The following is a 22,679-nucleotide window of genomic DNA, read 5'->3' on the forward strand; positions in this document are numbered from 1 at the left end:
CCCGTCCTACCCGCGCCCCGCGTGGCCCGGCACCGGGCGCAACTGCTGCACCGACGGCGGCAGGCGCACCGGCTTGCCCGGCGGCGGCGGCGAGCGCGTCTCCGGGTAGAGCGCCACCAGCTCCTTCACCATCTTCATGATGACGGACGGAGAGGCCAGCGTGGAGACGCCGCGCGTGCGCGGGAAGTAGTCCACGCCCATCTGGAACACGCGGAAGCCCTTGCGGATGGCCTTCACCACCAGCTCCGCGTCGATGAACGAGCCCTGGCTCTTGAGTTCCATGGACTCCAGCACCTGCCGGCGCATCAGCTTGAAGCTGAAGTTCACGTCCTTGATCTGGATGTCGAACAGCGCCCGGATGAGCACGTTGTAGACGAACGAGTACACGATGCGCTTGGCGCCCTCGCTCGTGCGGTCGAACCGGAAGGCGCAGATCATGTCCGCCTCCAGGTAGTCCATCAGGTGCAGCGCCCGCTCCAGCTCGCGCATGTCCCACGGCAGGTCGATGTCCGAGTACAGCACCAGGTCCTTCGAGCTCGCCGCCAGCCCCGTGCGCATCGCCCCGCCCAGCTTCAGGTTCACCGGGTGGGTGATGACCCGTAGCTGCGGCACCTTCGCTGCCAGTGCGTCGCAGACCTCCTGGGTCCGGTCCGTGGAGGCGTCATTGACGACGATGATCTCGAAGTCGTCCGTGAGCTTCGGCAGCACCTCCAGTGCGCGGCTCACCGCGCGCTCCACGTAGTCCTCTTCGTTCCAGGCGGGGAAGAAGAGGCTGATGCTCGGGTACTTGGCCACGGTCGTCATGTCGCGCGCGTTCCGTCAGGAAGGAAACGCGCGCTCGCTAGCAGAGGGCCCCCTCGCTGGCAAACCTCTTGGCCCTTCTGGTGGGAAACCCTTATAGTACCGCGTAGTCATTATTTTACGGGGACACGGTGAAAACCCAGCCCTACACGCTTCTGGTCGTGGATGATTCGCAGGCACTGCTCCCCAAGCTGGTGCGCACGCTCGGCCCGGAGGACTTCGCGCTGCGTGTGGCCCGGTCCGGGCCGGAGGCGCTGGGGCTGACCCAGGAGGTAGACGGCGTCCTGCTCTGCTCCGGCGGCCCAGGCGAGGCGCAGGCCCAGGCGCTCCTGGAGGCCCTCACCCCACCGCCCCCAGCCCCCCGACCCGCCATGGTGGTCCTGGCACCTCCGGAGGACCGGGCCCTGCGCCTGGCCGCGCTGCGCAGGGGGGCTGAGGTGATTTTGACCCCATGGGACGACGAAGAGCTGCGTTTGAGGCTCTACCGGAGCCTGGAGGCGCACTCCCGGTTGAAGTCTCTTCACTCCCAGGTGGAGGAGCTGCGGCGCCTGGCGGTGACGGACGGCCTGACCCAGGTGCACAACCACCGCTACTTCCAGGAGCGCCTGCGCGAGGAGTTCCGCCGCTCGCAGCGCTACGACGAGAGCCTGTCGCTCATCCTCATGGACCTGGACCACTTCAAGAACATCAACGACGCCCACGGCCACGGCGCCGGGGACCGCGTCCTGCGGGAGGTGGCCGCCTCCCTCCAGCACAGCGTGCGCGAGACGGACCTGGTGGCCCGCTACGGCGGTGAGGAGTTCGCCATCCTCCTGCCCTGCACCCACCTGCCCGGCGCCCTCACCGTGGCGGAGCGAATCCGCAAGGGAATCAACGAGTTGCACGCGGGCCCGGAGGGCGCCCTGCGCGTCACCGCCTCCCTGGGCGTCTCCAGCTTCCCCCACCGCGCCATCCTCACCCCGGAGCAGTTGCTGCTCACCGCCGACGAGGCCCTCTACCGCGCCAAGCGCGAGGGCCGCGACCGCATCTGCCTCCACCCTCCCGCCCCCCTGTTCTCCGCGCCACCCTCCCGGGCTGGGTGACCCAGAGGGTCAAACACCCTGAGTCGTGTTTGACCCCATTGGTCCCCATGGGTCTATGATGACCTTGCCCCTTTTTGTCATGTCGCTGAAAAATGACGTGATTGCCGGGGTTTATCCAAATCTCCGGTTTGGCAAGGCCATTGCAAATGTCGGACTCCGGAAAGTCCATGGGAACCCTGGGAGCTCAAGCGCAGGCGCAGGACCCGGTCACCCGCGGCCGGCTGCTGCTCGTGGACGACGAGGAGAACATCCTCAAGTCCATCCGGCGGGTGCTGCGCCGGGGTGAGTGGGAGATTGAGACCGCGACGGACGCGGAGGCCGGCCTGCGCACGCTGGAGCGCTTCCAGCCGGAGGTCGTCATCTCCGACTTCCGCATGCCGGGGATGAACGGGGTGGAGTTCCTCACCCAGGTGAAGCTCCAGGCGCCGCGCGCCCAGCGCATCATGCTGACGGGGCAGGCGGATCAGCAGGCCATCGAAGAGGCCATCAACCGCTCCGAAATCTTCCGCTTCATCTCCAAGCCCTGGAACGACAGCCACCTGGTCCTCACGGTGAAGAGCGCCTTCGAGCAGTACGCGCTCCACGCGGAGAACGACCGGCTCTACCGCGTCACCCAGGAGCAGAACGCGGAGCTCAAGCACCTCAACGCGGACCTGGAGGAGCGCGTCGCGCTGCGCACGCGCCTGCTCTCCACGGCCAAGCGCGAGTGGGAGCTGTCCTTCGACTGCATGGAGACGCCGCTCGCGGTGGTGCGCGCGCGGGACTTCGCGGTGCGCCGGGCCAACGTGGCCTACGCGCAGGTGGCCCGCCGCTCCATCGAGGAGGTCCCTTCGGACGTCCCCTGCCACCAGTACCTCTTCGGCCGGGACACGCCGTGCCAGGGCTGCCCGCTGCCCTCCGCCATGGAGACGGGCAAGGGCGCGCGAGGAGAGGTGCAGCAGGGCGGGCGCAGCTACGTGGTGGCCGCGTACCCGTTCGCGGGGGATGACCGCGCGGTGTGCACCTACCGCGACGTCACGGAGGAGCAGGCGATGACGCGCCGGCTCATCGAGACGGAGAAGATGGCCGCGGTGGGCCAGCTCGCGGGCGGCGTGGCGCACGAAATCAACAACCCGCTGGGCGGCATCCTCGCCTTCGCGCAGTTGATGTCCCGCGACGCGGGCCGCAGCGAGAGCGACCTGGAGTCGCTGAAGCTGATTGAAGAGAGCGCGCTGCGCTGCAAGCGCATCGTGGAGAGCCTGCTGAAGTTCAGCCGGCACAGCCGCGTGGAGGACCGCCGCCTCTTTGATTTGTCCAAGTGCGTGGAGGACGCCGCGGTGCTCTTCCGCGCGCAGCTCAAGTCCATGCCCAAGGTGGAGCTGACGCTGGGCCTCAAGGACGGGCTGCCCAAGGTGTACGGCGACCCCGGCACGCTCGCGCAGGTGGTGCTCAACCTGCTGCAGAACGGCCTCCAGGCCCTCCCCAACGCGGACGGGCGCCTGTCCCTGGAGACGGGGCGCGAGGGCGACCGGACCTTCTTCGCGGTGACGGACACCGGCTCGGGCATCGAAGAGCGTCACCTGCCGCGCATCTTCGAGCCGTCCTTCACCACCAAGCCGCCCGGCGAGGGCACCGGCCTGGGGCTGTCCATCGCCTATCGCATCGTCCAGGACCACGGGGGCACCTTCCAGGTGGATACCCACGTGGGTCAGGGCTCCCGCTTCACCGTCTACCTGCCTATTCCCCTGCAGCTCGAGAGGTTGCCGTGAACCAAGTCAAGCGCGCCAAGGTCCTCGTTGTGGATGACGACTCCGTCGTCCTCAAGGCCGTCACCCAGATCCTCCAGCGGGAAGGCCACCCGGTCGTCGCCATCGATGACGCGGTGGAAGGGCTCGCGGCGGCGAAGGACCCGTCCATCGACGTGGTCGTGCTCGACATCAAGATGCCGCACCTGTCCGGCATGGACCTCTTGCGCGCCATCAAGGCGGACCGCCCGGACGTGGAGGTCATCATGATGACGGCCTTCGCCACCGTGGAGACGGCGGTGGAGGCGGTGAAGGCGGGCGCGTACGACTACCTCACCAAGCCCTTCGAGAACATCGACGAGGTCAGCCTCACGGTGGCCAAGGCCGCCGAGCGCAAGGCGCTGAAGGACCGCACCCGCGCGCTGGAGGAGGCGCTCACCGCGCGCAGCCAGTTCGAGGACCTCATCGGTCAGTCCTCGCAGATGCGCGCCGTGTTCAAGCTGGTGGAGACCGTCAGCCACTCCACCGCCACGGTCCTCATCCAGGGTGAGAGCGGCACGGGCAAGGAGCTGGTCGCCCGCGCCATCCACTACCGCAGCGCGCGCCGCGACAAGCCCTTCGTCGCCGTCAACTGTTCGGCCCTGACGGAGACGCTGCTGGAGAGCGAGCTCTTCGGCCACGTGAAGGGCAGCTTCACCGGCGCCACCGGCAACAAGAAGGGCCTCTTCGAGGCGGCCGACGGCGGCACCATCTTCCTGGACGAGATTGGCGACGTGCCCCCGGCCACCCAGGTGCGCCTCTTGCGCGTCCTGCAGGAGGGGGAAGTGAAGCGCGTGGGCGCCAACGAGCCCGTGAAGGTGGACGTGCGCGTCATCGCCGCCACGCACGTGGACCTGTCCCGCGCGAAGGAGCAGGGCAAGTTCCGCGAGGACCTCTTCTATCGCCTCAACGTCATCACCATCGACCTGCCGCCCCTGCGCGACCGCCCGGAGGACGTGCCGCTGCTCGCGCACCACTTCCTCAAGGTCTACGCCGCCAAGGCGGACAAGAAGGTCACCGGCATCAGCCCGCGCGCCATGGAGGCACTCACCTGCAACCGGTGGACGGGCAACGTGCGCGAGCTGGAGAACGTCATCGAGCGCGCGGTGGTGCTGACGGCCAACGACGCCATCGACGTGGAGGACCTGCCGCCCGGCTTCCAGGCCGCGCCCCAGGCCGACTCGGCGGTGGAGGTGTTCAGCCTGGCGCACCTGCCGTACGCCCAGGCCAAGCGCCTGGCCATGCGCGCCTTCGAGCGCCGCTATCTGTCCGCGCTCCTGGAGAAGAACAACCACAACGTGTCCAGCGCGGCGCGCGCGGCCGGCGTGGACCGCTCCAACTTCCGCCGCCTGCTCAAGCAGTACGAGGTCGCCGGCCGCAGCATGAAGCCGCGCTCGCCCAAGGGCCCGGACTCGGACAGCGGCCCGGGCCCCGTCCTGGAAGCGGTGTCCTGACGGGGCCCCTCGGGGAGTGACGGCGCTTCAGCCGTCCTCCCCGGGCTCGCGCTCGCTCCTGCGCGCGGCGAGCTGCTGCTGGATGGCCTCGTAGCGCTCGGACAGCTCCGCCTCGAAGCCGTTGCGCGTCGGGGTGTAGAAGCAGCGGGAGCGCAGCGCCTCGGGCAGGTAGTCCTCCGGGACGTAGTTGCCCTCGAAGTTGTGCGGGTACTTGTACCCGCCGCCGTACCCCAGCGACTTCATCAGCTTCGTGGGCGCGTTGCGCAGGTGCATGGGCACCGGCAGCGCGCCCTCCTTCGTCACGGCCTCGCGCACGGCGGCGTACGCGGCGATGACCGCGTTCGACTTGGGCGCGAGCGCCAGGTACGTCACGGCCTGGGTGAGGGGCAGGGTGCCCTCCGGCAGGCCCATGAGCTGGAAGGCCCTCAGCGCGTCCACCGCCACGCCCAGCGCCCTCGGGTCCGCGTTGCCCACGTCCTCCGACGCGAAGATGACCATGCGGCGGAAGATGAAGACGGGGTCCTCGCCCGCCTCCAGCATGCGCGTCATCCAGTACAGCGCGGCGTCCACGTCGCTGCCGCGCATGGATTTGATGAACGCGCTGACGACGTTGTAGTGCTCCTCGCCGCCCTTGTCGTAGAGCAGCATCTTCTGCTGGAGCGCCTCCTCCGCCACCTTGCGGTCCACCGCCTTGCCGCCGTACGCCGCCGCGGCCTCCAGCGCGGTGAGCGCCTTGCGCGCGTCTCCGCCCGCCGCGTCCGCGATGAACTCCAGCGCCGCGTCGTCCACGGCCACCTTGCCGCCCAGGCCCCGTGGGTCCGCGACGGCGTGGCGCATGACGGCGATGAGCTCCTCCTGCTCCAGCCCGCGCAGGGTGATGACGCGGCAGCGTGACAGGAGCGCGGCGTTCACTTCAAAGGACGGGTTCTCCGTGGTGGCGCCGATCAGCGTGACGGTGCCCTTCTCCACGTGGGGCAGGAGCGCGTCCTGCTGCGACTTGTTGAAGCGGTGGATTTCATCGATGAAGAGCAGCGTGCGCTGGCGGTTCAGCTTCCAGCGGTCCTGCGCGCGGGCCACCGTCTCGCGGATGTCCTTCACGCCCGCGAGCACGGCGGACATCGTCTCAAAGGCGGCCCCGGTGGAGCGCGCGATGAGCTGGGCCAGCGTCGTCTTGCCGGTGCCCGGCGGGCCCCAGAGGATGAGGCTGGGCACCTGGTCGCTCTCCAGCGCGCGGCGCAGGAAGCGGCCCTCGCCGGTGAGGTGCTCCTGTCCCAGGTACTCGCTGAGCGAGGTGGGGCGCATGCGCTCGGCGAGCGGCGCCAGGACGGCCTGTTCCTTCTGGCTGGCGTGGTCGAAGAGGTCCATGGGGCCTCCAAACCTAGCGCCCTGTCCGCCCCGTCGCGCACCCTTGTGATGTCCGGGGCCGAGCAGGTGCGTCATTTTCCTGGGGAGGACGGTTGGCCGGCTGGACTAGAACCCGGGGGGCGTGCAGACCCTCGTCATCGTCGCGAAGCGAGACACCCCGCAGGCCGTCGCCCTGGCGGCGGAGATCCACCAGCGCCACCCGAACCTGACGGTGCTGGCGGACCGCGCCCTGGCGCATGCGCTGAACTGGCCGCGCATCGAGGACCGCGAGCTGGCGGCCCGCGCGGACCTGGTGGTGGTGCTGGGCGGTGACGGCACGCTCATCTACGCGGCGCGCCTGTTGGGCGGACGCAACGTGCCCATCATCGGCGTGAACCTGGGCAGCCTGGGCTTCATGACGGAGGTACCCGTGGAGGAGCTCTTCAGCCGGCTGGATGACGTGCTGGCGGGGAACTTCCACGTGGACTCGCGCATGAAGCTCTCCTGCCGGCTCTTGAGGGGCGGCAAGGTCCTCATCGAGGACGAAATCCTCAACGACGTGGTCATCAACAAGGGCGCGCTCGCGCGCATCGCGGACCACGAGACGTCCATCGAGGGGGTGCCCATCACGACGTACAAGTCGGACGGCGTCATCCTGGCCACGCCCACGGGCTCCACGGCGTACTCGCTGTCCGCGGGCGGCCCCATCGTGCACCCGTCGGTGGACTGCACCATCCTGTCGCCCATCTGCTCGCACGCGCTGACCCAGCGGGCCATCGTGGTGCCCGCGGACCGCACCATCCGCGTCACGCTGAAGAGCGAGACCGCGGACACGTACCTCACGCTGGACGGACAGACGGGCCACTCGCTCCAGGGCGGGGACTGCATCGAAGTGGTGCGCTCGCCCAACCGCGTGGGCCTGGTGCGCAACCCGCGCGTGGCCTTCTTCACCATCCTCCGCCAGAAGCTCCACTGGGGTGAGCGCTGAGCCTCCGGAGCCGGGGGTGGGGCTCCCCTCGGAGGTGAGCGGTGGGGTAGCGTCCGGCCCGTGACGACGGGTGCGCACACGACGCGTTTCGGCAAGTACGAGCTGCAGGAGCGCCTGGGCGCGGGCGGCATGGCCGTGGTGCACCGCGCGCGCTACACCGTGGCGGAGGGCGTGTCCCGGTCCGTGGTCATCAAGCGCGTGAGGGACCCGTACGCGCAGGACCCCGCCTTCGTGCAGATGTTTCTCAACGAAGCGCGCATCTCCATGGGGCTGTCGCACGGCAACATCGTCCAGGTCTTCGACTTCGGGCAGGAGGCGGGGGAGTACTTCCTCGCCATGGAGTGGGTGGACGGGCAGCCCCTGTCCAAGGTGCTCAAGCGCCTGAAGCTGAAGGGCATGGCGCACCTGCCGGCGCCGCTGGCCGTGCAGTTGATGGCGGACGTCTGCAAGGGCCTTCACCACGCGCACACGCGCCGCGACGAGCAGGGCCGCCCGCTGGGGCTGGTGCACCGCGACGTGTCTCCGGACAACGTCCTGGTGAGCTACGAGGGCGAGGTGAAGCTCACGGACTTCGGCATCGCGAAGGCGCAGTGGGCCGGGCGGCAGGAGACGGACGCGGGCGTGGTGCGCGGCAAGTTCCTCTACCTGTCCCCGGAGCAGACGCGGGCAGAGGCGCTGGACGCGCGCTCGGACGTGTACACGGCCGGCGTGGTGCTCTTCGAACTGCTCACCGGCCGCAGGCCCGTGGAGGGGGACCAGGGCTCGGTGATGGAGCGCATCGCCACGGGGGACGTGACGCCTCCGCAGGCGTACGTCCCGGACCTGGATCCGTCGCTGGGGGCGCTGGTGTCGCGGGCGCTGGCGCTGCGGCGGGAGGACCGCTTCACGAGCGCGGAGGACTTCCAGCGCGCGCTGGCGGAGTGGCTCGCGTACCGGGCGCCGCTGTTCCCCGCGTCCACGCTGCGCCACCTGATGGGCTGGCTCTTCGAGGAGGAGCTGAAGCTCGCGGGCCAGCCGCCGCGGATCCCGGAGTCCTTCCTGCGCCAGGTGGCGGTGTGGACGGGGGAGGGCGGCGCGGCGGAGACGGACGAGCCGGAGCGGGCCTCCGCGGTGCACCGCGCGCACGCCCGGGCGTTCCCGGAGGAGCACGTGCCCGGGGCGCTGGTGGGCGGTGGCCCCGCGGCGGACATGGGCGCGGGCGTGCCCGGCTGGGTCTGGGCGGCCGTCATCGCCGCGGCGGTGGTGTTCTTCGTGGGGCGGGCGGTGATGCCCGACCTGTCGGAGCCCGGCTCGCGCAAGCTCCAGGTGGTCTCCGTGCCCCCGGGCGCGGAGGTGCGCTGGGACGGCAAGCAGGTCGGGATGACGCCGGCGGTGCTGAACGTCGCCACGGGCGAGGACTCGCACCAACTGGAGCTCCGGTTCGTGGGCTACCAGGCGTGGGCGACCACCGTGTCGCAGGCCGCCGTGCCGGAGCGCGTGCAGGTGACGCTGGAGCGGCTGCCGCCCCCGCCGCCTCCGCCAGAGCCGGTGGTGGACGCGCGTGTGAAGGACAAGGAGTCGCCGCCGGAAGGAGCGCCCCGCAGGCGGAGCATGGCGATCGCCCGGGGTGAATCGCGCGAGGCCTCGGATTGGATGGCGGGTGCTCCGGACGCGGGCGCCGCGTACACGCTGGGGCAGGAGCTGCTGGCGTCGGGCAGCGCGCTGCAGGCGGGGGAGAAGTTCTGGAAGTGCCTGGAGCTGAAGGAGACGGCCGCGGAGTGCCACCTGGGCCTGGGCCGGGTGGGCGTGCTGACGGACCGGGACTCGATGGCCCGCGAGGGATACCAGCGCTACCTGGAGCTGCGTCCCAGAGGCGTCGCGGCCACCGAGGCGCGCAAGTACCTCCACGCGAAGACGGCGCGGTAGTCGAAGCGAACGGACGATGTTCCTCTTCCTCTCGAAGGTGTTGGACCTGCTGCTGTCCCCGCTCACCTGGGCGCTCATCCTGGGCGTGGGGGGCGTGGTGCTGCGCCGGTGGAGGCGCCTGTCGCTGGCGTCCCAGCTCCTGGCCCTGGTCGTTCTGTACGTGTTCTCCATCGAGCCGACGGTGGCGCTGCTGACGCGCGCGACGGAGGCGGACGCGGTGAGCACGTACCGGCCGGAGGTCGTCTACGACGCGGTCATCCTGCTGGGCGGAGGGCTGGACGCGGCGGCCACGGAGCGCTCGGGGCAGCCGGAGTACAACGCCGCGCCGGAGCGGATGATGCGCACCTTCGAGCTGCTGCACGACGGCCTTGCGCGGCAGGTGCTCATCACCGCCGGCAACCTGGACGCGAGGCCGGAGGCGGTGGTGGAGGCGGACGTGCTGGCCGCGCAGTTGGAGCACTGGGGCATCGCGCCCGAGCGCATCGTGAAGGAGGGGCGCAGCCGCAACACCCGCGAGAACGCGCTGGAGTCGGAGCCGCTGGTGCGCGCGCACGGCTGGAAGTCACTGCTCCTGGTGACCAGCGCCGCGCACCTGCCCCGCGCGGCGGGCTGCTTCGCGGCGGTGGGGCTGAAGGCGGACACGCTCGCGGTGGACCTGCGCTCCTCGACGATTCCCCCCTCGAAGCTGAGCTGGCTGCCGCGCTCGGGGGCGCTCAACCAGAGCACGGACATGCTGCGCGAACTGGCGGGGCGGGTCGTCTACCGGGCGCGAGGCTGGACCGCGCCCTGGCGGTAGGCCTTCCGCTACTTCATGGACTGGGGCGCGCGCAGGCCGCCCTGGGGCGCGCCGGTGACCGTGATGCGGCCCTGGGGCTTCGCGCGGGGCGCGGGCCTGCCGTTGCTGAAGGCCTTGCTGAGCGCGTCCCACGGCGACGGGAGCCCCTGGCTCGCGGGCAGCACGGGCACGTCCTTGAGCATCGCGTAGCCGTCGTTGCCCTGCGCCACGAAGCTGAGCGTGGCCAGCCGGTACTTCGCCGCGTCGTCCAGCGGCTTGCCCTTCACGTCCACCTTCGTCACCCGCGCGCCCGGCGCCTTGCGCAGGTCGTAGGTGAAGCGCAGGCCGGACACCTGCGGGAAGCGGCCGGGCGGCTTGCCGTCCACGCTGCTCAGGCTGACGCCGTTCTCCAGCGCCGCGCGCAGCGTCGCCCCCGTCACCTCCAGCACCACCAGCTCGTTGCGGTAGGGCATGAGCGAGTACAGCTCGCGCCGGGTCATCGTCCCCGCGGGCAGCACCCGGTCCGCGCGGATGGCGCCCCCGTTCACGAGCGCCACGTCCGCGCCCGTCGCCTCGCGGAACGCGTCCGCCAGGAACGAGCCCAGGTTCGTCTCTCCCAGCCGGCTCTGCGCGCTGCGCGCATCCAGCGCCACCGGCGAGCGGCCCACGCGCTCCGCCAGCGTGGCCAGCAGCGGCGCGTAGGGCTTCATCTGTTCGTCGAACGCCGCGTCGTCCGGCGTCTTCGCGGTGATGGGGATGACCTTCCACGCGAGCTTCTTCACCGCGCCCGTCTTCGCGTCCAGGTCCAGCGTGACGCGGCCCAGGTCGATGGCGTCCTCGTCCAGCTTGAGGATGGGCGTGCCCGCGACGGTCTCCTCCACGCGGTCGTGGTCATGCCCGCCGATGATGAGGTCCACGCGCACGCACCTCGCAAGCTCCCGGTCCTGGGCCACCGCCAGGTGCGTGAGCCCCAGCACGAACTGCGCGCCCGCGGCCCGCAGCTCGTCCACGGCGCGCTTCGCCGCCTCGCAGAACGGCGTGATGCGCGTGTCCTTGCCCGGCTTGGAGGACGTCTGCGTCCCCGGCAGCACCACGCCGAAGATGCCCACCTTCACGCCGCCCACGTCGCGCAGGTCCCACGCCTTGAGCCCGTCGAACACCTGCCCCGACTTCACGCTCATCACGTTGGCGCCCAGCCACGGGAAGCGCGACTGCTGGAGGCGCGCGCGCAGCACGTCGTCCCCGAAGTCGAACTCGTGGTTGCCCACCGTGGCGTAGTCCAGGCCGAGCGCGTTCCACGCGTCGATCATCTGCTTGCCCTTGAGCGCCTCGCCCGCCACCTCCGCGGACGACTCCACGGAGGGAGAGAGCGTGTCGCCCGCCAGCAGCGTGAGGACGTGCGGCGACTCCTTCAGCGCCTGCTGCTTGAGCGTGGCCACGCGCGACAGGCCGCCCCGGTTCCGGGCGGTGGGCTGGAACTGGTAGACGTCGTTGAGGTGGAGGACCGTGAGGCGGACGGTGTCGGCGGGAGGCGTCGGCCCGGCGGCCCCGGCGGAACGGGTGGCCAGCACCATCGCGAGCGGCAGCAGCACCGCCCAGGTGCTCACGGTCTTCTTCATCATCGGGAAGTCGTTCTCTTGCGGGGGCACGGGGGGAGCGCCAACCCGTCTCGGCCTAGCGCACTCGGCGCGTGAAGGCGAGCGGGCCGGACATGGCGCAACGCGCAAGCCCCAAACCCTTCTTCCCGGAGGATGAAGGGCATCCGGCCCGCCGTGCGCTCCCACCTCAGACGGTGTAGCGCCGCCCCTGCGCCAGCGGCTCGATGACGCTGCCGCTCGCGTCGAACAGGTCCGGGTAGTGGATGAGGCGCATCTTCGCGCGAGTCGCCTCCGGCAGCTCCGCCAGCTTCTCGTAGGGCGTGTGCACGCCGTAGTTCGTCTCGTGGATGACCAGGTCCGCCTCGGACAGCCAGGAGATGAGCCCCTCGTCGAAGGCGGTGTCCGCGCTGTAGCCCAGGCACCGGCCCCCGGCGCGGATGCGGAACGCGGTGGTGGGCACGTGGTGGTAGGTGAAGCGGCACTCGATTTCGAACGGGCCGTGCTTCACCGCGCGCTCCAGGTGCAGCGGCGTGTGCGTGAAGTAGTCCTCGAAGTGCTTGTGGCTGGGGCCCGCGCCCTGCTGCTCGATGAGGCACTCCATGCCCGCGGCCAGGTGGCCCTCCCAGAGCCGGCGCGTGACGCTCGGGTGCGCGAGCAGCTCCATCTTCCGCTGCAGCACGAAGAAGGAGAAGTACGCCAGGCTCTCCAGCCCGGAGGCGTGGTCCGCGTGCAGGTGCGTGAGGGCCACGGCGCTGACGCGCTCCACGTCCAGGTGCACGCCGGAGGACTCGGACGCCTCGCGCATCATCTTGCGGATGGGGTGCGGACAGTCGATGAGCAGCACCTGGCCTTCCGCCTCCAGCGCCAGGCACGACGAGTAGTAGAGCGCGGAGAAGGCGTCACCGACGCCCAGGGGGATGAAGGACAGGCTCATGGGTGGCTCCGGAGGGAAGGGGACAGCCGCTCGCGCAGCTTCGCGGCGACGGCGGGAGGGCAGTAGGCGGACACGTCCTCGCCGCGCGTGAGGCGCTCCTTCAGGGCGCTGCTGGACACCTCCGCCAGGTGCGCCTCCGCGGGCAGGAACAGGGTGGACAGCTCCGGCGCGAGCGCGCGGTTCATCTGCGCCAGCTCCGTCTCGAACTGCGCATCGGTGGCGCCGCGCACGCCGCGCAAGAGGACGCTCGCGCCAATCTCCCGCGCCAGCTCCACGATGAGCCCTTCTGTGGAGGTGACGGAGACGTTGGGGTGCTTCGCCACGGCCTCCCGGATGAGCGCCATGCGCTCCTCCGCGGTGAGCAGCGTGCGCTTGTTCGGGTTGACCGCGACCACCACCACGACGTGGCTGAAGAGGCGCGCCGCCTGCCGCACCACCGACAGGTGTCCCGCCGTCACGGGGTCGAAGCTGCCTGCGTAGAGGGCGATGGTCATCACGACACCTCACGGTCCGACGAGGAAGAAGCCGCCGCGTCCAGCAGGCCCGCCGCCATGCGCTTCACGGTGCCCGCCGCCGAGCCCGCGGGCACGAGCCCGGGCGCGCCCGCGGACAGCACGAAGTACCCCTGGATGGAGGCGAACAGGCCCGCGGCCAGCGGACGCGCGCGGCGCTTGCCCACCACCGCCGCGACCAGCGCCTCCAACTGCTCCAGGTCCGCGCGCACCACCTCTTCGTAGGCGGCGCGCACCTCCGGCTGCCGGATGGCCTCCGCGCTGATGGTGACCCAGCCCGCCACCGCCGCCACGTCCGCGTCCGGCCCGGTGGCGAGGAACGCGTCCACGAACGCCTCCACCCGCCCGCGCGCGTCGTCCGCCGCGAGCTTCGCAGCCCGGGTGGCGAAGCGCTGCCGGGCACGCGCCGCCAGCGAGCGCACCAGGGTCAGGAGGATCTCCTGCTTGTCCTCGAAGTGGTAGTGCACCAGACCCGCGCTCAGGCCCGCCGCCCGGGCGATCTCCGCCACGGACGCGCCCTCGTAGCCGCGCTCGGCCATGGCCTTGAGCAGCCCGGCGACAATCTGTTCCCGGCGCGCTTCGGTGTTGGAGGGACGGGGCATGGCGCGGTCTTGTTTCTAGGTTGTGTGACCAACTTATAAACAGGGCCGGCGCGGGCGTCAACCGGACGTGGGGGCCGGTGACGCCGGGCGGGGCGCTAGAAGCGGAGGAGGGACGTCACCTTGTCCGGCCCCAGCCGCTTCGCGCCCTCCAGGAAGTCGAGCGTGATGAGGAAGCTGTAGCCGACAATCTGGCCGCCCAGCCGGCTGACGAGGCGGCCCGTGGCGTCGGCGGTGCCGCCGGTGGCGAGCACGTCATCCACCACGAGGACCCGCTCGTCCTTGAGGATGGCGTCCTCGTGCATCTCCACGCCGTCCGCCCCGTACTCCAGCGAGTAGCGCTCCACGATGCGCTTGTGGGGGAGCTTGCCGGGCTTGCGCGCCGGCACGAAGCCCGCCTCCAGGGCCAGCGCCAGGGGGGCGCCGAGCAGGAAGCCACGAGACTCCACGCCCACCACCTTGGTGATGTGCTGGCCCCGGAAGGGGGCGGCCATGGCGTTGACCACCCGGCCGAAGAGGCGCGGGTCCGCCAGCATGGGGGTGATGTCCTTGAAGACGATGCCGGGCTTGGGGAAGTCCGGCACGTCCCGCAGGACGGCCTGGAGGTCGGAGACGAGCGTGGGGTCGAGGGACATGGGGGTGGAGCTCCGAGAGAGGACGGCGGCGTTCAGCCCGGGGGATGACACCCGGGGTGGAACCGGAACCCAGGGTACCCGGCCCCGGTGACAGCCGGGCTGGCGGGCCCCCGGACGCGGGGTCCCAGGGCCAACGGCCGGAGGATGGGCGGACTGGGACGGGACCGGGGCATGGCGGACGTTGATGATCTCACAGCTTCGCGCCGCTTGAGCCGCATCGGCTGGCGGACGCCGTATTTTTTCCCACGCGCGGGGATCCCCTCACTGTGTTAAGCGAGGCGGTTCCCCCCGACCAAGGAGTCTGGGGCCCTTGCAAGCCGTGCAAACCACCGCTGACACCCGAGACCCTCTCTCCCCCCAGGACGGACTCTGGCTCCGCGCCCTCAAGGCCGAGGTCGAGCCCGCCACGTTCAAGAAAGGCCGCGAGGTGGCCGAAGGCCGCCGCGTCTTTGGCCTCACGCGTGAACCCGAACGCATCCGCGCGCAGGTCGCGGCTCCGTCCGGTGAGCGCTACGAAGTGGCCCTGGTCCCAGGAGAGGGAAAAGTCGTTTCCTCCTGCACCTGCCCGGTGTGGAACACCACGGGCCCGCATTGCGAGCACGTGGTCGCCGTGGCACTCATCTACGCAGCCCGCTTCCGGCCGCCGCCCCCGCCGCAGAAAGCCGCGGCGCCGCCGCCTCCGCCGCCCGAACCCGAGGACCTGGGACCGGACGACGAGGTGGAGGTCCCCGGAGGCGGAGCGCCGGGGATGGAAGGCGTCAGCCTGCCCGCGCTCGCCAAGGTGGAGAGCTGGCTGGGCCTGTCCTCACTGCCCGACTACGAGTTCCTCTACCGGCTTACCCCCGCGAGCTCGGGGCCGGGCGGCACCAACAACCGCCACTGGGTCGTGGACGTGCGCCGCCAGGACGCGCAGACCAAGGGCCCCGTGCACGTCAAGCGCCTGCTCCAGGCGGGCAGCCGCATCGCGCCCGCGGACGAGCGCATCTTCATGGTGCTGTCGCGCCACGAGCACCGCTACGACTCGCGCATCGTCCTCTCCGACGAGGACCTGTGCGAGGTGCTGGAGCTCTTGCGCCAGCGCCGGGTCATCTACCGGGGCACGCCGCTCGTCTACATGGACCAGCCCGTGCGGCCGCAGATCCACCTGGAGTCGCGTCCGGACGGCGCCACCGCGCAGATTGAACTGCTGTTCCCGGACGGCGTGGGCTACCCGCTCAAGGACGTCATCGTGCTCGCGGGCCGGCGCACGTACGTCATCCAGGCGCAGAACCTCCACGCCGTGGAGCCGGACTTCCCGCCGCGCTTGCTGCGCAAGTGGCTGCTGGAGCCGTCCATGGCCTTCCCGTCCGGGCAACTGGACCGGGTGCTGACGTTCTTCGCCGCGCACCTGCCGCGCTTCCGCATGTCGTTGAAGGCGGACGACATCGAAGTGGACGAGACGGTCGAGCCGCGCTTCGTCCTCACCCTGGAAGGCGCCGCCGAGCGCGTGAAGGTGCAGCTCGCCGCGCGGTACGGCCAGACGACGGTGGCGGTGTCCCCCACGGCCACGCACCTGGGCTATGCCAGCGGCGTGGGCGAGGACGCGCGCAAGCTCTACCGCCGCCGCGACGAGGTGGAGCGCGCCGCGGGCAAGCTGCTGCTCGACCTGGGGCTGCGCTTCGATCAGGCCGCGCAGGCGTTCGACGCGACGGGCGACGTGGCCCTGGAGTTCTGGGCGCGGGGCCTGGCGAGCCTGCCCGAGGAGTGGGAGCGCTACGGCGTGCAGGCGCCCAAGGTGCGGCTGCGCCCGAAGCTCAAGCCGCGCATCCGCGTGGGCATGAGCGGCGTGCAGTGGTTCGACCTGGACGCGGAGTTCGTCACCGACGATCAGGCCGTGGACCTGGGCGCCGTGCGCATGTGGCTGGACTCCGGCCGCAAGTTCGTGCCGCTGAAGGACGGCTCCTTCGCGGAGGCGGACGTCGCGGAGATCAAGCGCGTGGCGGACCTCCTGGAGGAGGCCGGCGCCATGCCGGGCCGCACGCGCACGCGGTTGCCGCTGCACCAGGCCGTCGCCCTGGACCTGCTCGCGGACCTGGGCGAGTTCACCGAGGTGGAGGCCAAGGCCCGTCAGGCCATGCTCGCGCTGCGCGAGTCCGCGGGCGTGCCGAAGGTGGCCGTGCCGGAAGGACTCCAGGCCACGCTGCGCCACTATCAGGAGGCGGGCCTGTCCTGGCTCTGGTTCCTCCGGCGCCACGGGCTGTCCGGCATCCTCGCGGACGACATGGGCTTGGGAAAGACCATCCAGTCCCTGAGCCTGATGCAGAAGGTGGCCAACGACGAGGGCCGCAAGCCGTCCCTGGTGGTCGCGCCCACGAGCGTGCTCGCCAACTGGGAGCGCGAGGCGGAGCGCTTCACGCCGGGCCTCAAGGCCATGGTGTGGCACGGGCAGGACCGCCGCGAGCGCGCGGAGGACCTGAAGGACATGGACCTGGTGCTCACGTCGTACGCGCTGGTGCGCCGCGACCTGGAGCAACTGTCCCAGGTGGGCTTCCGCTACGTCATCCTGGACGAGGCGCAGAACATCAAGAACGCGGACAGCGCCACCGCGCAGGCGTGCAAGTCGCTGCCCAGCGAGACGCGCCTGGCGCTCACCGGTACGCCGCTGGAGAACCGCCTGTCGGAGCTCTGGAGCATCTTCGACTTCCTGATGCCCGGCTTCCTGGGCAGCGCGGAGGGCTTCAGCGACCGCTACGAGCAGCCCATCCAGGTGGCCAACGACGCCACCGCGAAGGACCGGCTGCGCCGCCGCATCCAGCCCTTCATCATGCGCCGCCTCAAGACAGAGGTGGCCAAGGACCTGCCGCCGAAGACGGAGAGCGTCGCGTGGTGCGAGATGGAGCCCGGCCAGGCCGCGCTCTACCGCGAGGTGCTGGAGGAGAGCCGCCGCAAGGTGAACGAGTCCATCGAGAAGGTGGGCTTCAAGCGCAGCCGCGTCTCCATCCTCGCCGCGCTGATGCGCCTGCGTCAGGTGTGCTGCGACCCGCGCCTGCTCAAGATGCCGCCCGGCACGCTGCTGCCGTCCAGCGCGAAGCTCGAGCGCTTCATGCAACTGGTGGATGACCTGGTGTCCGAGGGCCACCGCGCCCTCGTCTTCAGCCAGTTCACGGAGATGCTGGAGCTGCTCAAGCAGGAGGCCGACAAACGCGGCCTGCGCTACCTCTACCTGGACGGCCGCACCAAGGACCGCATGGGCAAGGTGGACGAGTACAACCGCCCTGACGGCCCGCCGCTCTTCTTCATCAGCCTCAAGGCGGGCGGCACCGGCTTGAACCTCACCGCCGCGGACTACGTCATCCACTTCGACCCGTGGTGGAACCCCGCCGTGGAGGACCAGGCCACGGACCGTACGCACCGCATCGGCCAGACGCGCGCGGTCATCAGCTACAAGCTGATCACCCGCGGCACGGTGGAGGAGAAGATCCTCAGCCTCCAGCGCCGCAAGCGCGACCTCGCCGCCGGCGTGCTGGGCACGGACGGGGACGACATGGGCCGCACCCTCACGGAACAGGACATCCAGGAGCTGTTCACCGAAATCTGAAGCCAGCGGGAAGGGTGGGAGATGGTTGTGGCGCCAACAGGCCACGCCCTCCCACTCGCCCTCCCACCGTCCGCCCGACCCGAACACCTGTGCAGTGTCGCCAAGACCTGCTAGGGTGTTCAGGTGTTGGGGCGTCGTACGGACCGCGGAGGGCGCGCGTGCTGCTGGGTCTTCGGATTTCGAACGTAGCGGTGATTGAGGAGGTGGAGGTCGCGTTCGGCGCGGGCCTCACCGTCCTCACGGGTGAGACGGGGGCCGGCAAGTCCATTCTGGTGGACGCGCTGGGCCTGCTGCTCGGGGGCAGGGCGGATGCGGACGTCATCCGTGCGGGCTGCGAGGACGCGGCGGTGGAGGGCGTGTTCGCCCGGACACCGGTGCTGGCCGCGCGCCTGGAGGAACTGGGCCTCCCGGACCTGGGAGAGGAGGTGCTCGTGCGCCGCGTGCTCGGGCGCACCGGGCGCGGCAAGGTCTACGTCAACGGCGCGCTGGTGACGCTGGGCGTGCTGGGGAAGCTCACCCGGGGCGCGGTGGACATCGCCGGCCAGCATGAGCACGTGAGCCTCTTCGACTCCGGCCTGCACCGGGTGCTCCTGGACAAGTACGGCGGCCTGGAGGAGACGCTGGCCGCGTACGGCCGCGAGTGGGCGAACCTGCGCGAGGTGGATTCGCGCATGGACGCGCTGGGCGGGGACGACGCCAAGGTGCGCGAGCGCGCGGAGTTCCTGCGCTTCCAACTGGACGAAATCACGCGCCTGGACCCGGAGTCCGGCGAGGACGTGAAGCTGGACGCGGAGCGCCGGCGGCTGGGCAGCGCGCAGAAGCTCAAGCGCCAGGGCGCGGAGGCCGAGCTGCTGGTGGCGGGCGAGGCCCCGTCCGCGGTCGAAATCGTGGGGCGCGCGCTGGGGCTCGTGCACGAGGGCGTCAAGTGCGACGCGACGCTCGCGCCGGTAGCGCAGTCGCTCTCCACGGCGCTGTCGGAGCTGGAGGAGGCCGCGCGCCGGCTCAACCGCTACGTGGAGGGGCTGGAGTCCGACCCCGGGCGGCTGGGCGAGGTGGAGGAGCGGCTGGACGCGCTCAAGCGGCTGTGCCGCAAGCACGGCACGACGCTGGACGGCGTCCTCAAGAAGCGCGGCGAGCTGGAGACGGAGCTGGGCACGCTGGAGAACCGGCGCGAAATCCTGGAGGAGCTCAACCAGGAGCGCAAACGCGTGGAGGAGCGGGCGCGCAAGGCGGCGCTGGCGCTGTCCCGCGCCCGGAAGGCCTCCGCGGGGGCCTTCTCCCAGCAGGTGCGTGACGGTCTGGGCGGGCTGGCCATGGGCAAGGCCGCCTTCGAGGTGCGCGTCACCGCCGGAGAGGCGCTGCGTCCGGACGGCCTGGATGAAGTGGAGTTCTTCTTCAGCGCCAACCCGGGTGAACCGGCGCGGCCCCTGGCCAAGGTGGCCTCGGGCGGTGAGGCGAGCCGGCTCCTGCTCGCGCTCAAACGTGCACTGGCGGACAGTGACGCGTGCGGGTGTTACATCCTGGACGAGGCCGACGCGGGCGTCAGCGGCGCCATCGCGGACGTGGTGGGCCGGATGATTCGGGAGGTCAGCACCCACCGCCAGGTGCTGTGCATCACGCACCTGCCCCAGGTGGCCGCCTACGCGGACGCGCACCTGCTCATCAGGAAGAGCGTGAAGGGCGAGCGCACCGTGTCCCAGGTGCTGCCGCTCTCGGCGGGCGCCGAGCGCACCCAGGAGCTGGCGCGCATGATGTCCGGCGTGGAGGTCACCCGGGAGGCGCTGGGCGCGGCGGAGGCGCTGGTGCGCTCGGCCCACCGGGCCACGCCCCGGGCGCGCCGGGAGTCCGGACCGGAGGGCAGCCCCCGGGGCCGGCTGCGCCGGACGGCCTGAAATGGGGGCCTACAAGGTAGGGGTGACCCAGGGGGAGGGGCATGACGCACCGCGAGTTTTCGTGCGCGTCCTTGCCCCGACTTATGGGCTCACATAGCATCCGGCGCGTGTCCAGCACCGCAGGGCAGACCGCGGCCCCCCGCCATAAAGTCATCTCCGCTGGCCTGACGGACGTCGGGCGCAAGCGCAATCACAACGAGGACAGCTTCCTCATTGACGATGAGCTCCAGCTCTACGTCGTGGCGGACGGCATGGGTGGGCACGCGGGTGGCGGTACCGCGTCGCGCATCGCCGTCGAGACCATCGACAAGGAGCTGCGGCGCGCGCGTGAAGGGCGGGACAACCCCTTCGTCAGCGTTCCCAACCTCCAGGATTCGCCCATTCCGGAAGCGCTCCGGGGCGCGGTGGAGAAGGCCTGTCAGGCCATCTACCTCACCGCCCAGGATGACGCGCGCCTGTCCGGCATGGGCACGACGGTCATCTCCCTGGTGGTCCGCGACGAGCACGCCTTCTTCGCCCACGTGGGCGACAGTCGCGCGTACCTCATCCGCGGGGACCTCATCCAGCAGATCTCCGAGGACCACTCGCTGGTCAACGAGCAGATCAAAGCGGGGATGATCACACCGGAGGAGGCCAAGCACTCCCGGTACAAGAACATCATCACCCGCTCCGTCGGCTTCGAGGAGGAGGTCCAGGTGGACGTCATGGGGCTCGTGTCCGAGCCCGGTGACGTGTTCCTGCTCTGCTCGGACGGCCTCGCCAACATGCTCGAGGACCGGGAGATCCACGACACCGTCGCGCGCCATGCGAGCCTGGAGGAGGTGCCCAAGCACCTCATCGACCTGGCCAATGAGCGCGGCGGCGACGACAACATCAGCGTCATCGTCGTGCGCATGCAGGGCGGGTGAAGAAGGCCCGGACTCGGGGCGCGATGGGGCGTGCCCCGGGGTCTGTTGACCTTGACACTCTTCAAATGCGGATGATAGCTGCCCCAACCTTTCCATCCACTGAGAATCGCCAGTGGGTGACGGTGCGGGAGGGGCGGCGGGTGGGGGAGGTGTTGCGAGCGCGGGGAGCGACTTAGCTTCTGGCGCCGGAAGTCCCACGTTGCGAAAGAGTTTCCCCAGGAGTGGTCCGTGGCCAAAAAGTCCTTCACGCTGATGGTCATCCCGGACCACGACGCTCCGGTGAAGCGCTACACCATCCAGCGCTCCTGGCTCGTTCAGGTGGGCATGGGCCTGATGCTGGTGGCGGGCCTGGGCGCCGGTGCGAGCATCCACTACCTCCAGGTGGCGGCGGACGCGTCGGAGAACCGCATCCTGCGTGAGGAGAACCTCACGCTGCGCTCGCAGCTCAAGTCGGTGCGTGAGCGCATCGAGCACATCGGTTCGACGCTGGACCGCGTGGAGCGTTTCGACCAGAAGCTGCGCGCGGTGACGTTGCTGTCGGACCCGCAGCGCAACCTGGCCATGGGCCCCACGGAGCCGGAGGCCGGCACCACGGCGCCCGCGACGGACACGCAGTTCACCCAGCTCACCACCACGGACACGCCCAAGATGATGCTGGGCCGCCTGGACCGGCTCTCCGCGGAGGCGACCCGCCAGGAGCTGAGCCTCCAGGACCTGCAGGCCTACTTCCAGGACCAGAAGTCGCTCCTGGCCTCCACGCCGTCGGTGTGGCCGGCGCGCGGCTGGGTGACCAGCGACTTCGGTCAGCGCCTGGACCCGTACACGGCGGATCGCGTGACGCACGCGGGCCTGGACATCGCGGCGCCGCACGGCAAGGAGGTCACCGCGCCGTCTGACGGCACGGTGGTGTTCGCGGGCCTGGAGGGCGGGTACGGCAACGTGCTCGTCATCGACCACGGCTACGGCATCAAGACGCGCTACGGCCACCTGTCCAAGATCCTCGTGAAGGCCGGGGACCGGGTGAAGCGCGGTGCGACCATCGCGGCGGTGGGCAACACCGGCCGCTCCACCGGCCCGCACCTGCACTACGAGGTGCGCGTGAACGGCGTGCCGCAGAACCCGCGCAAGTTCATCCTCGAGGAGTAGGGGACGCCGTCAGGTTCCTTCCGGCTCCGGGAGGAACGCGTCCAGGCGCAGGCGCCGCCGCTGCAGGCCGTGCGTCCGCCCGGTGCGCTCCATGATGTAGGCCCGCTCCACCTCCGCCCATAGGAGCGGCCCCAGCACCTGCCAGTGTGACGGCTGGTGCACCGTCAGCTCCAGCAGCGCCACGGTGAAGCCCGGCACGTCGGTGTCGGAGGCGCCCGGAGGCAGCGCGGGGCGCAGGTCCTCCGCCAGCCTGGCGCGCGTCGCCTCCGCGCTGTCCTCGCGCACGGTGAGCTGGGACGTGGGCAGCAGCAGCACCGCGAAGCCGTCCGGCTGGAAGCGCACGATGCGCGCGCCCGGGTACTGCGCGCCGAGCGACGCCACGACGCCCTGGAGCAGCGCGTCCCCGGCGGGGAAGCCGAAGCGCGCGTTGAAGTGGATCATCTCCTTCACGTCCACCATCAGCGCCCCCACGCGCCAGCCGTCGTGGTGCGCGTGCGTGGACAGGTCGAACTCCTCCTTGAGGAGCGTGCCCTGGGTGAGCGCCAGCACGTGCAGGGCCCCGGTGGCGTCCGGCTGGCCGCGCCGGCGCTGCTCGGCGGCGATGAGCTCCCGGGCGGCGGCCTGGGGCGCCTCCTGCGCGTGCCCCGGGCGCGCGGCCCGGGGGTGGAGGGCGACGAGGGCGGTGGCGGTGGCGTCGTCGAGTGTGTAGGGCATCGTGTCCGCGTGTGTAGCGCGGACCGGCCCCGGGCGCAGGAAAGCTTCCTCC

General features: G+C 70.7%; 18 protein-coding genes. 10 read left to right on the forward strand and 8 right to left on the reverse strand.

Annotation, left to right across the window (positions count from 1 at the left end; genetic code table 11):
- Window positions 1-6: 6 nt before the first annotated feature.
- Entirely contained in the window at window positions 7-795 is a 789-nt protein-coding gene (locus tag K8612_RS07855; protein WP_223738822.1) for a glycosyltransferase family 2 protein, read from the reverse strand.
- 137 nt (window positions 796-932) lie between these two features.
- On the opposite strand from K8612_RS07855, the gene K8612_RS07860 reads away from it, so the two are divergent.
- The 3 genes from K8612_RS07860 (at window position 933) to K8612_RS07870 (ending at window position 5,100) form a co-directional block, all read left to right on the forward strand.
- Window positions 933-1,883 (forward strand): diguanylate cyclase, encoded by a 951-nt coding sequence (locus K8612_RS07860; protein ID WP_223761835.1) that lies wholly within the window; start codon window positions 933-935, stop codon window positions 1,881-1,883.
- A gap of 167 nt (window positions 1,884-2,050) precedes the next feature.
- The gene (locus K8612_RS07865) at window positions 2,051-3,631 is read left to right on the forward strand and encodes an ATP-binding protein (protein ID WP_223738672.1); all 1,581 of its coding nucleotides are present in this window, start codon (window positions 2,051-2,053) and stop codon (window positions 3,629-3,631) included.
- Window positions 3,628-5,100: a sigma-54 dependent transcriptional regulator gene (locus tag K8612_RS07870; RefSeq protein ID WP_206798313.1), complete on the forward strand. Its 1,473-nt coding sequence runs from the start codon at window positions 3,628-3,630 to the stop codon at window positions 5,098-5,100. Before K8612_RS07865 ends, K8612_RS07870 begins: the two co-directional genes overlap by 4 nt.
- Before the next feature lie 27 nt (window positions 5,101-5,127).
- On the opposite strand, the gene K8612_RS07875 is transcribed toward K8612_RS07870, so the two are convergent.
- Window positions 5,128-6,465, reverse strand: coding sequence for a replication-associated recombination protein A (locus K8612_RS07875; protein WP_223738673.1), 1,338 nt, complete (start codon window positions 6,463-6,465; stop codon window positions 5,128-5,130).
- 121 nt (window positions 6,466-6,586) lie between these two features.
- On the opposite strand from K8612_RS07875, the gene K8612_RS07880 reads away from it, so the two are divergent.
- Genes K8612_RS07880 through K8612_RS07890 form a run of 3 tightly spaced genes read left to right on the forward strand, consistent with a single transcriptional unit; the run spans window position 6,587 to window position 10,133 of the window.
- On the forward strand, window positions 6,587-7,432 hold the full coding sequence (locus K8612_RS07880; RefSeq protein ID WP_223738674.1) for an NAD(+)/NADH kinase: 846 nt from the start codon (window positions 6,587-6,589) through the stop codon (window positions 7,430-7,432).
- Window positions 7,433-7,492: 60 nt separating this feature from the next.
- The gene (locus K8612_RS07885; RefSeq protein WP_223761836.1) at window positions 7,493-9,337 is read left to right on the forward strand and encodes a serine/threonine-protein kinase; all 1,845 of its coding nucleotides are present in this window, start codon (window positions 7,493-7,495) and stop codon (window positions 9,335-9,337) included.
- Between the two features lie 16 nt (window positions 9,338-9,353).
- Window positions 9,354-10,133, forward strand: a complete 780-nt coding sequence (locus tag K8612_RS07890; RefSeq protein WP_223761837.1) for a YdcF family protein — start codon at window positions 9,354-9,356, stop codon at window positions 10,131-10,133.
- An 8-nt stretch (window positions 10,134-10,141) separates the two neighbouring features.
- Here the strand turns inward: K8612_RS07890 and K8612_RS07895 are convergent, their stop codons facing one another.
- The 5 genes from K8612_RS07895 to K8612_RS07915 form a co-directional block, all read right to left on the reverse strand.
- The gene (locus K8612_RS07895) at window positions 10,142-11,734 is read right to left on the reverse strand and encodes a bifunctional UDP-sugar hydrolase/5'-nucleotidase (protein WP_223761838.1); all 1,593 of its coding nucleotides are present in this window, start codon (window positions 11,732-11,734) and stop codon (window positions 10,142-10,144) included.
- Window positions 11,735-11,897: 163 nt separating this feature from the next.
- Complete coding sequence (locus tag K8612_RS07900; RefSeq protein WP_223738678.1) at window positions 11,898-12,644, reverse strand: MBL fold metallo-hydrolase; 747 nt, start codon at window positions 12,642-12,644, stop codon at window positions 11,898-11,900.
- Window positions 12,641-13,138, reverse strand: a complete 498-nt coding sequence (coaD, locus tag K8612_RS07905) for a pantetheine-phosphate adenylyltransferase (protein WP_223761839.1) — start codon at window positions 13,136-13,138, stop codon at window positions 12,641-12,643. The genes K8612_RS07900 and coaD overlap by 4 nt, the downstream gene beginning before the upstream one ends.
- Window positions 13,138-13,758 (reverse strand): TetR family transcriptional regulator, encoded by a 621-nt coding sequence (locus K8612_RS07910; RefSeq protein ID WP_223761840.1) that lies wholly within the window; start codon window positions 13,756-13,758, stop codon window positions 13,138-13,140. Before K8612_RS07910 ends, coaD begins: the two co-directional genes overlap by 1 nt.
- 95 nt (window positions 13,759-13,853) lie before the next feature.
- Window positions 13,854-14,390, reverse strand: a complete 537-nt coding sequence (locus tag K8612_RS07915) for an adenine phosphoribosyltransferase (RefSeq protein ID WP_223738681.1) — start codon at window positions 14,388-14,390, stop codon at window positions 13,854-13,856.
- 310 nt (window positions 14,391-14,700) lie between these two features.
- On the opposite strand from K8612_RS07915, the gene K8612_RS07920 reads away from it, so the two are divergent.
- The 4 genes from K8612_RS07920 (at window position 14,701) to K8612_RS07935 (ending at window position 21,913) form a co-directional block, all read left to right on the forward strand.
- A complete protein-coding gene (locus K8612_RS07920) occupies window positions 14,701-17,967 on the forward strand; it encodes a DEAD/DEAH box helicase (RefSeq protein WP_223738682.1) in 3,267 nt (1,088 codons plus the stop codon).
- A 158-nt stretch (window positions 17,968-18,125) separates the two neighbouring features.
- A complete protein-coding gene (gene recN / locus K8612_RS07925) occupies window positions 18,126-19,859 on the forward strand; it encodes a DNA repair protein RecN (RefSeq protein WP_223761841.1) in 1,734 nt (577 codons plus the stop codon).
- A gap of 107 nt (window positions 19,860-19,966) precedes the next feature.
- Window positions 19,967-20,767, forward strand: a complete 801-nt coding sequence (locus tag K8612_RS07930; RefSeq protein WP_043322847.1) for a Stp1/IreP family PP2C-type Ser/Thr phosphatase — start codon at window positions 19,967-19,969, stop codon at window positions 20,765-20,767.
- Between the two features lie 228 nt (window positions 20,768-20,995).
- Entirely contained in the window at window positions 20,996-21,913 is a 918-nt protein-coding gene (locus tag K8612_RS07935) for a M23 family metallopeptidase (RefSeq protein WP_223738684.1), read from the forward strand.
- Window positions 21,914-21,922: 9 nt separating this feature from the next.
- On the opposite strand, the gene K8612_RS07940 is transcribed toward K8612_RS07935, so the two are convergent.
- Window positions 21,923-22,627 (reverse strand): diguanylate cyclase domain-containing protein, encoded by a 705-nt coding sequence (locus K8612_RS07940; RefSeq protein ID WP_223738685.1) that lies wholly within the window; start codon window positions 22,625-22,627, stop codon window positions 21,923-21,925.
- Between the last annotated feature and the right edge of the window lie 52 nt (window positions 22,628-22,679).

The sequence above is a fragment of the Corallococcus sp. AS-1-6 genome (assembly GCF_020037015.1).
GTDB lineage: Bacteria > Myxococcota > Myxococcia > Myxococcales > Myxococcaceae > Corallococcus.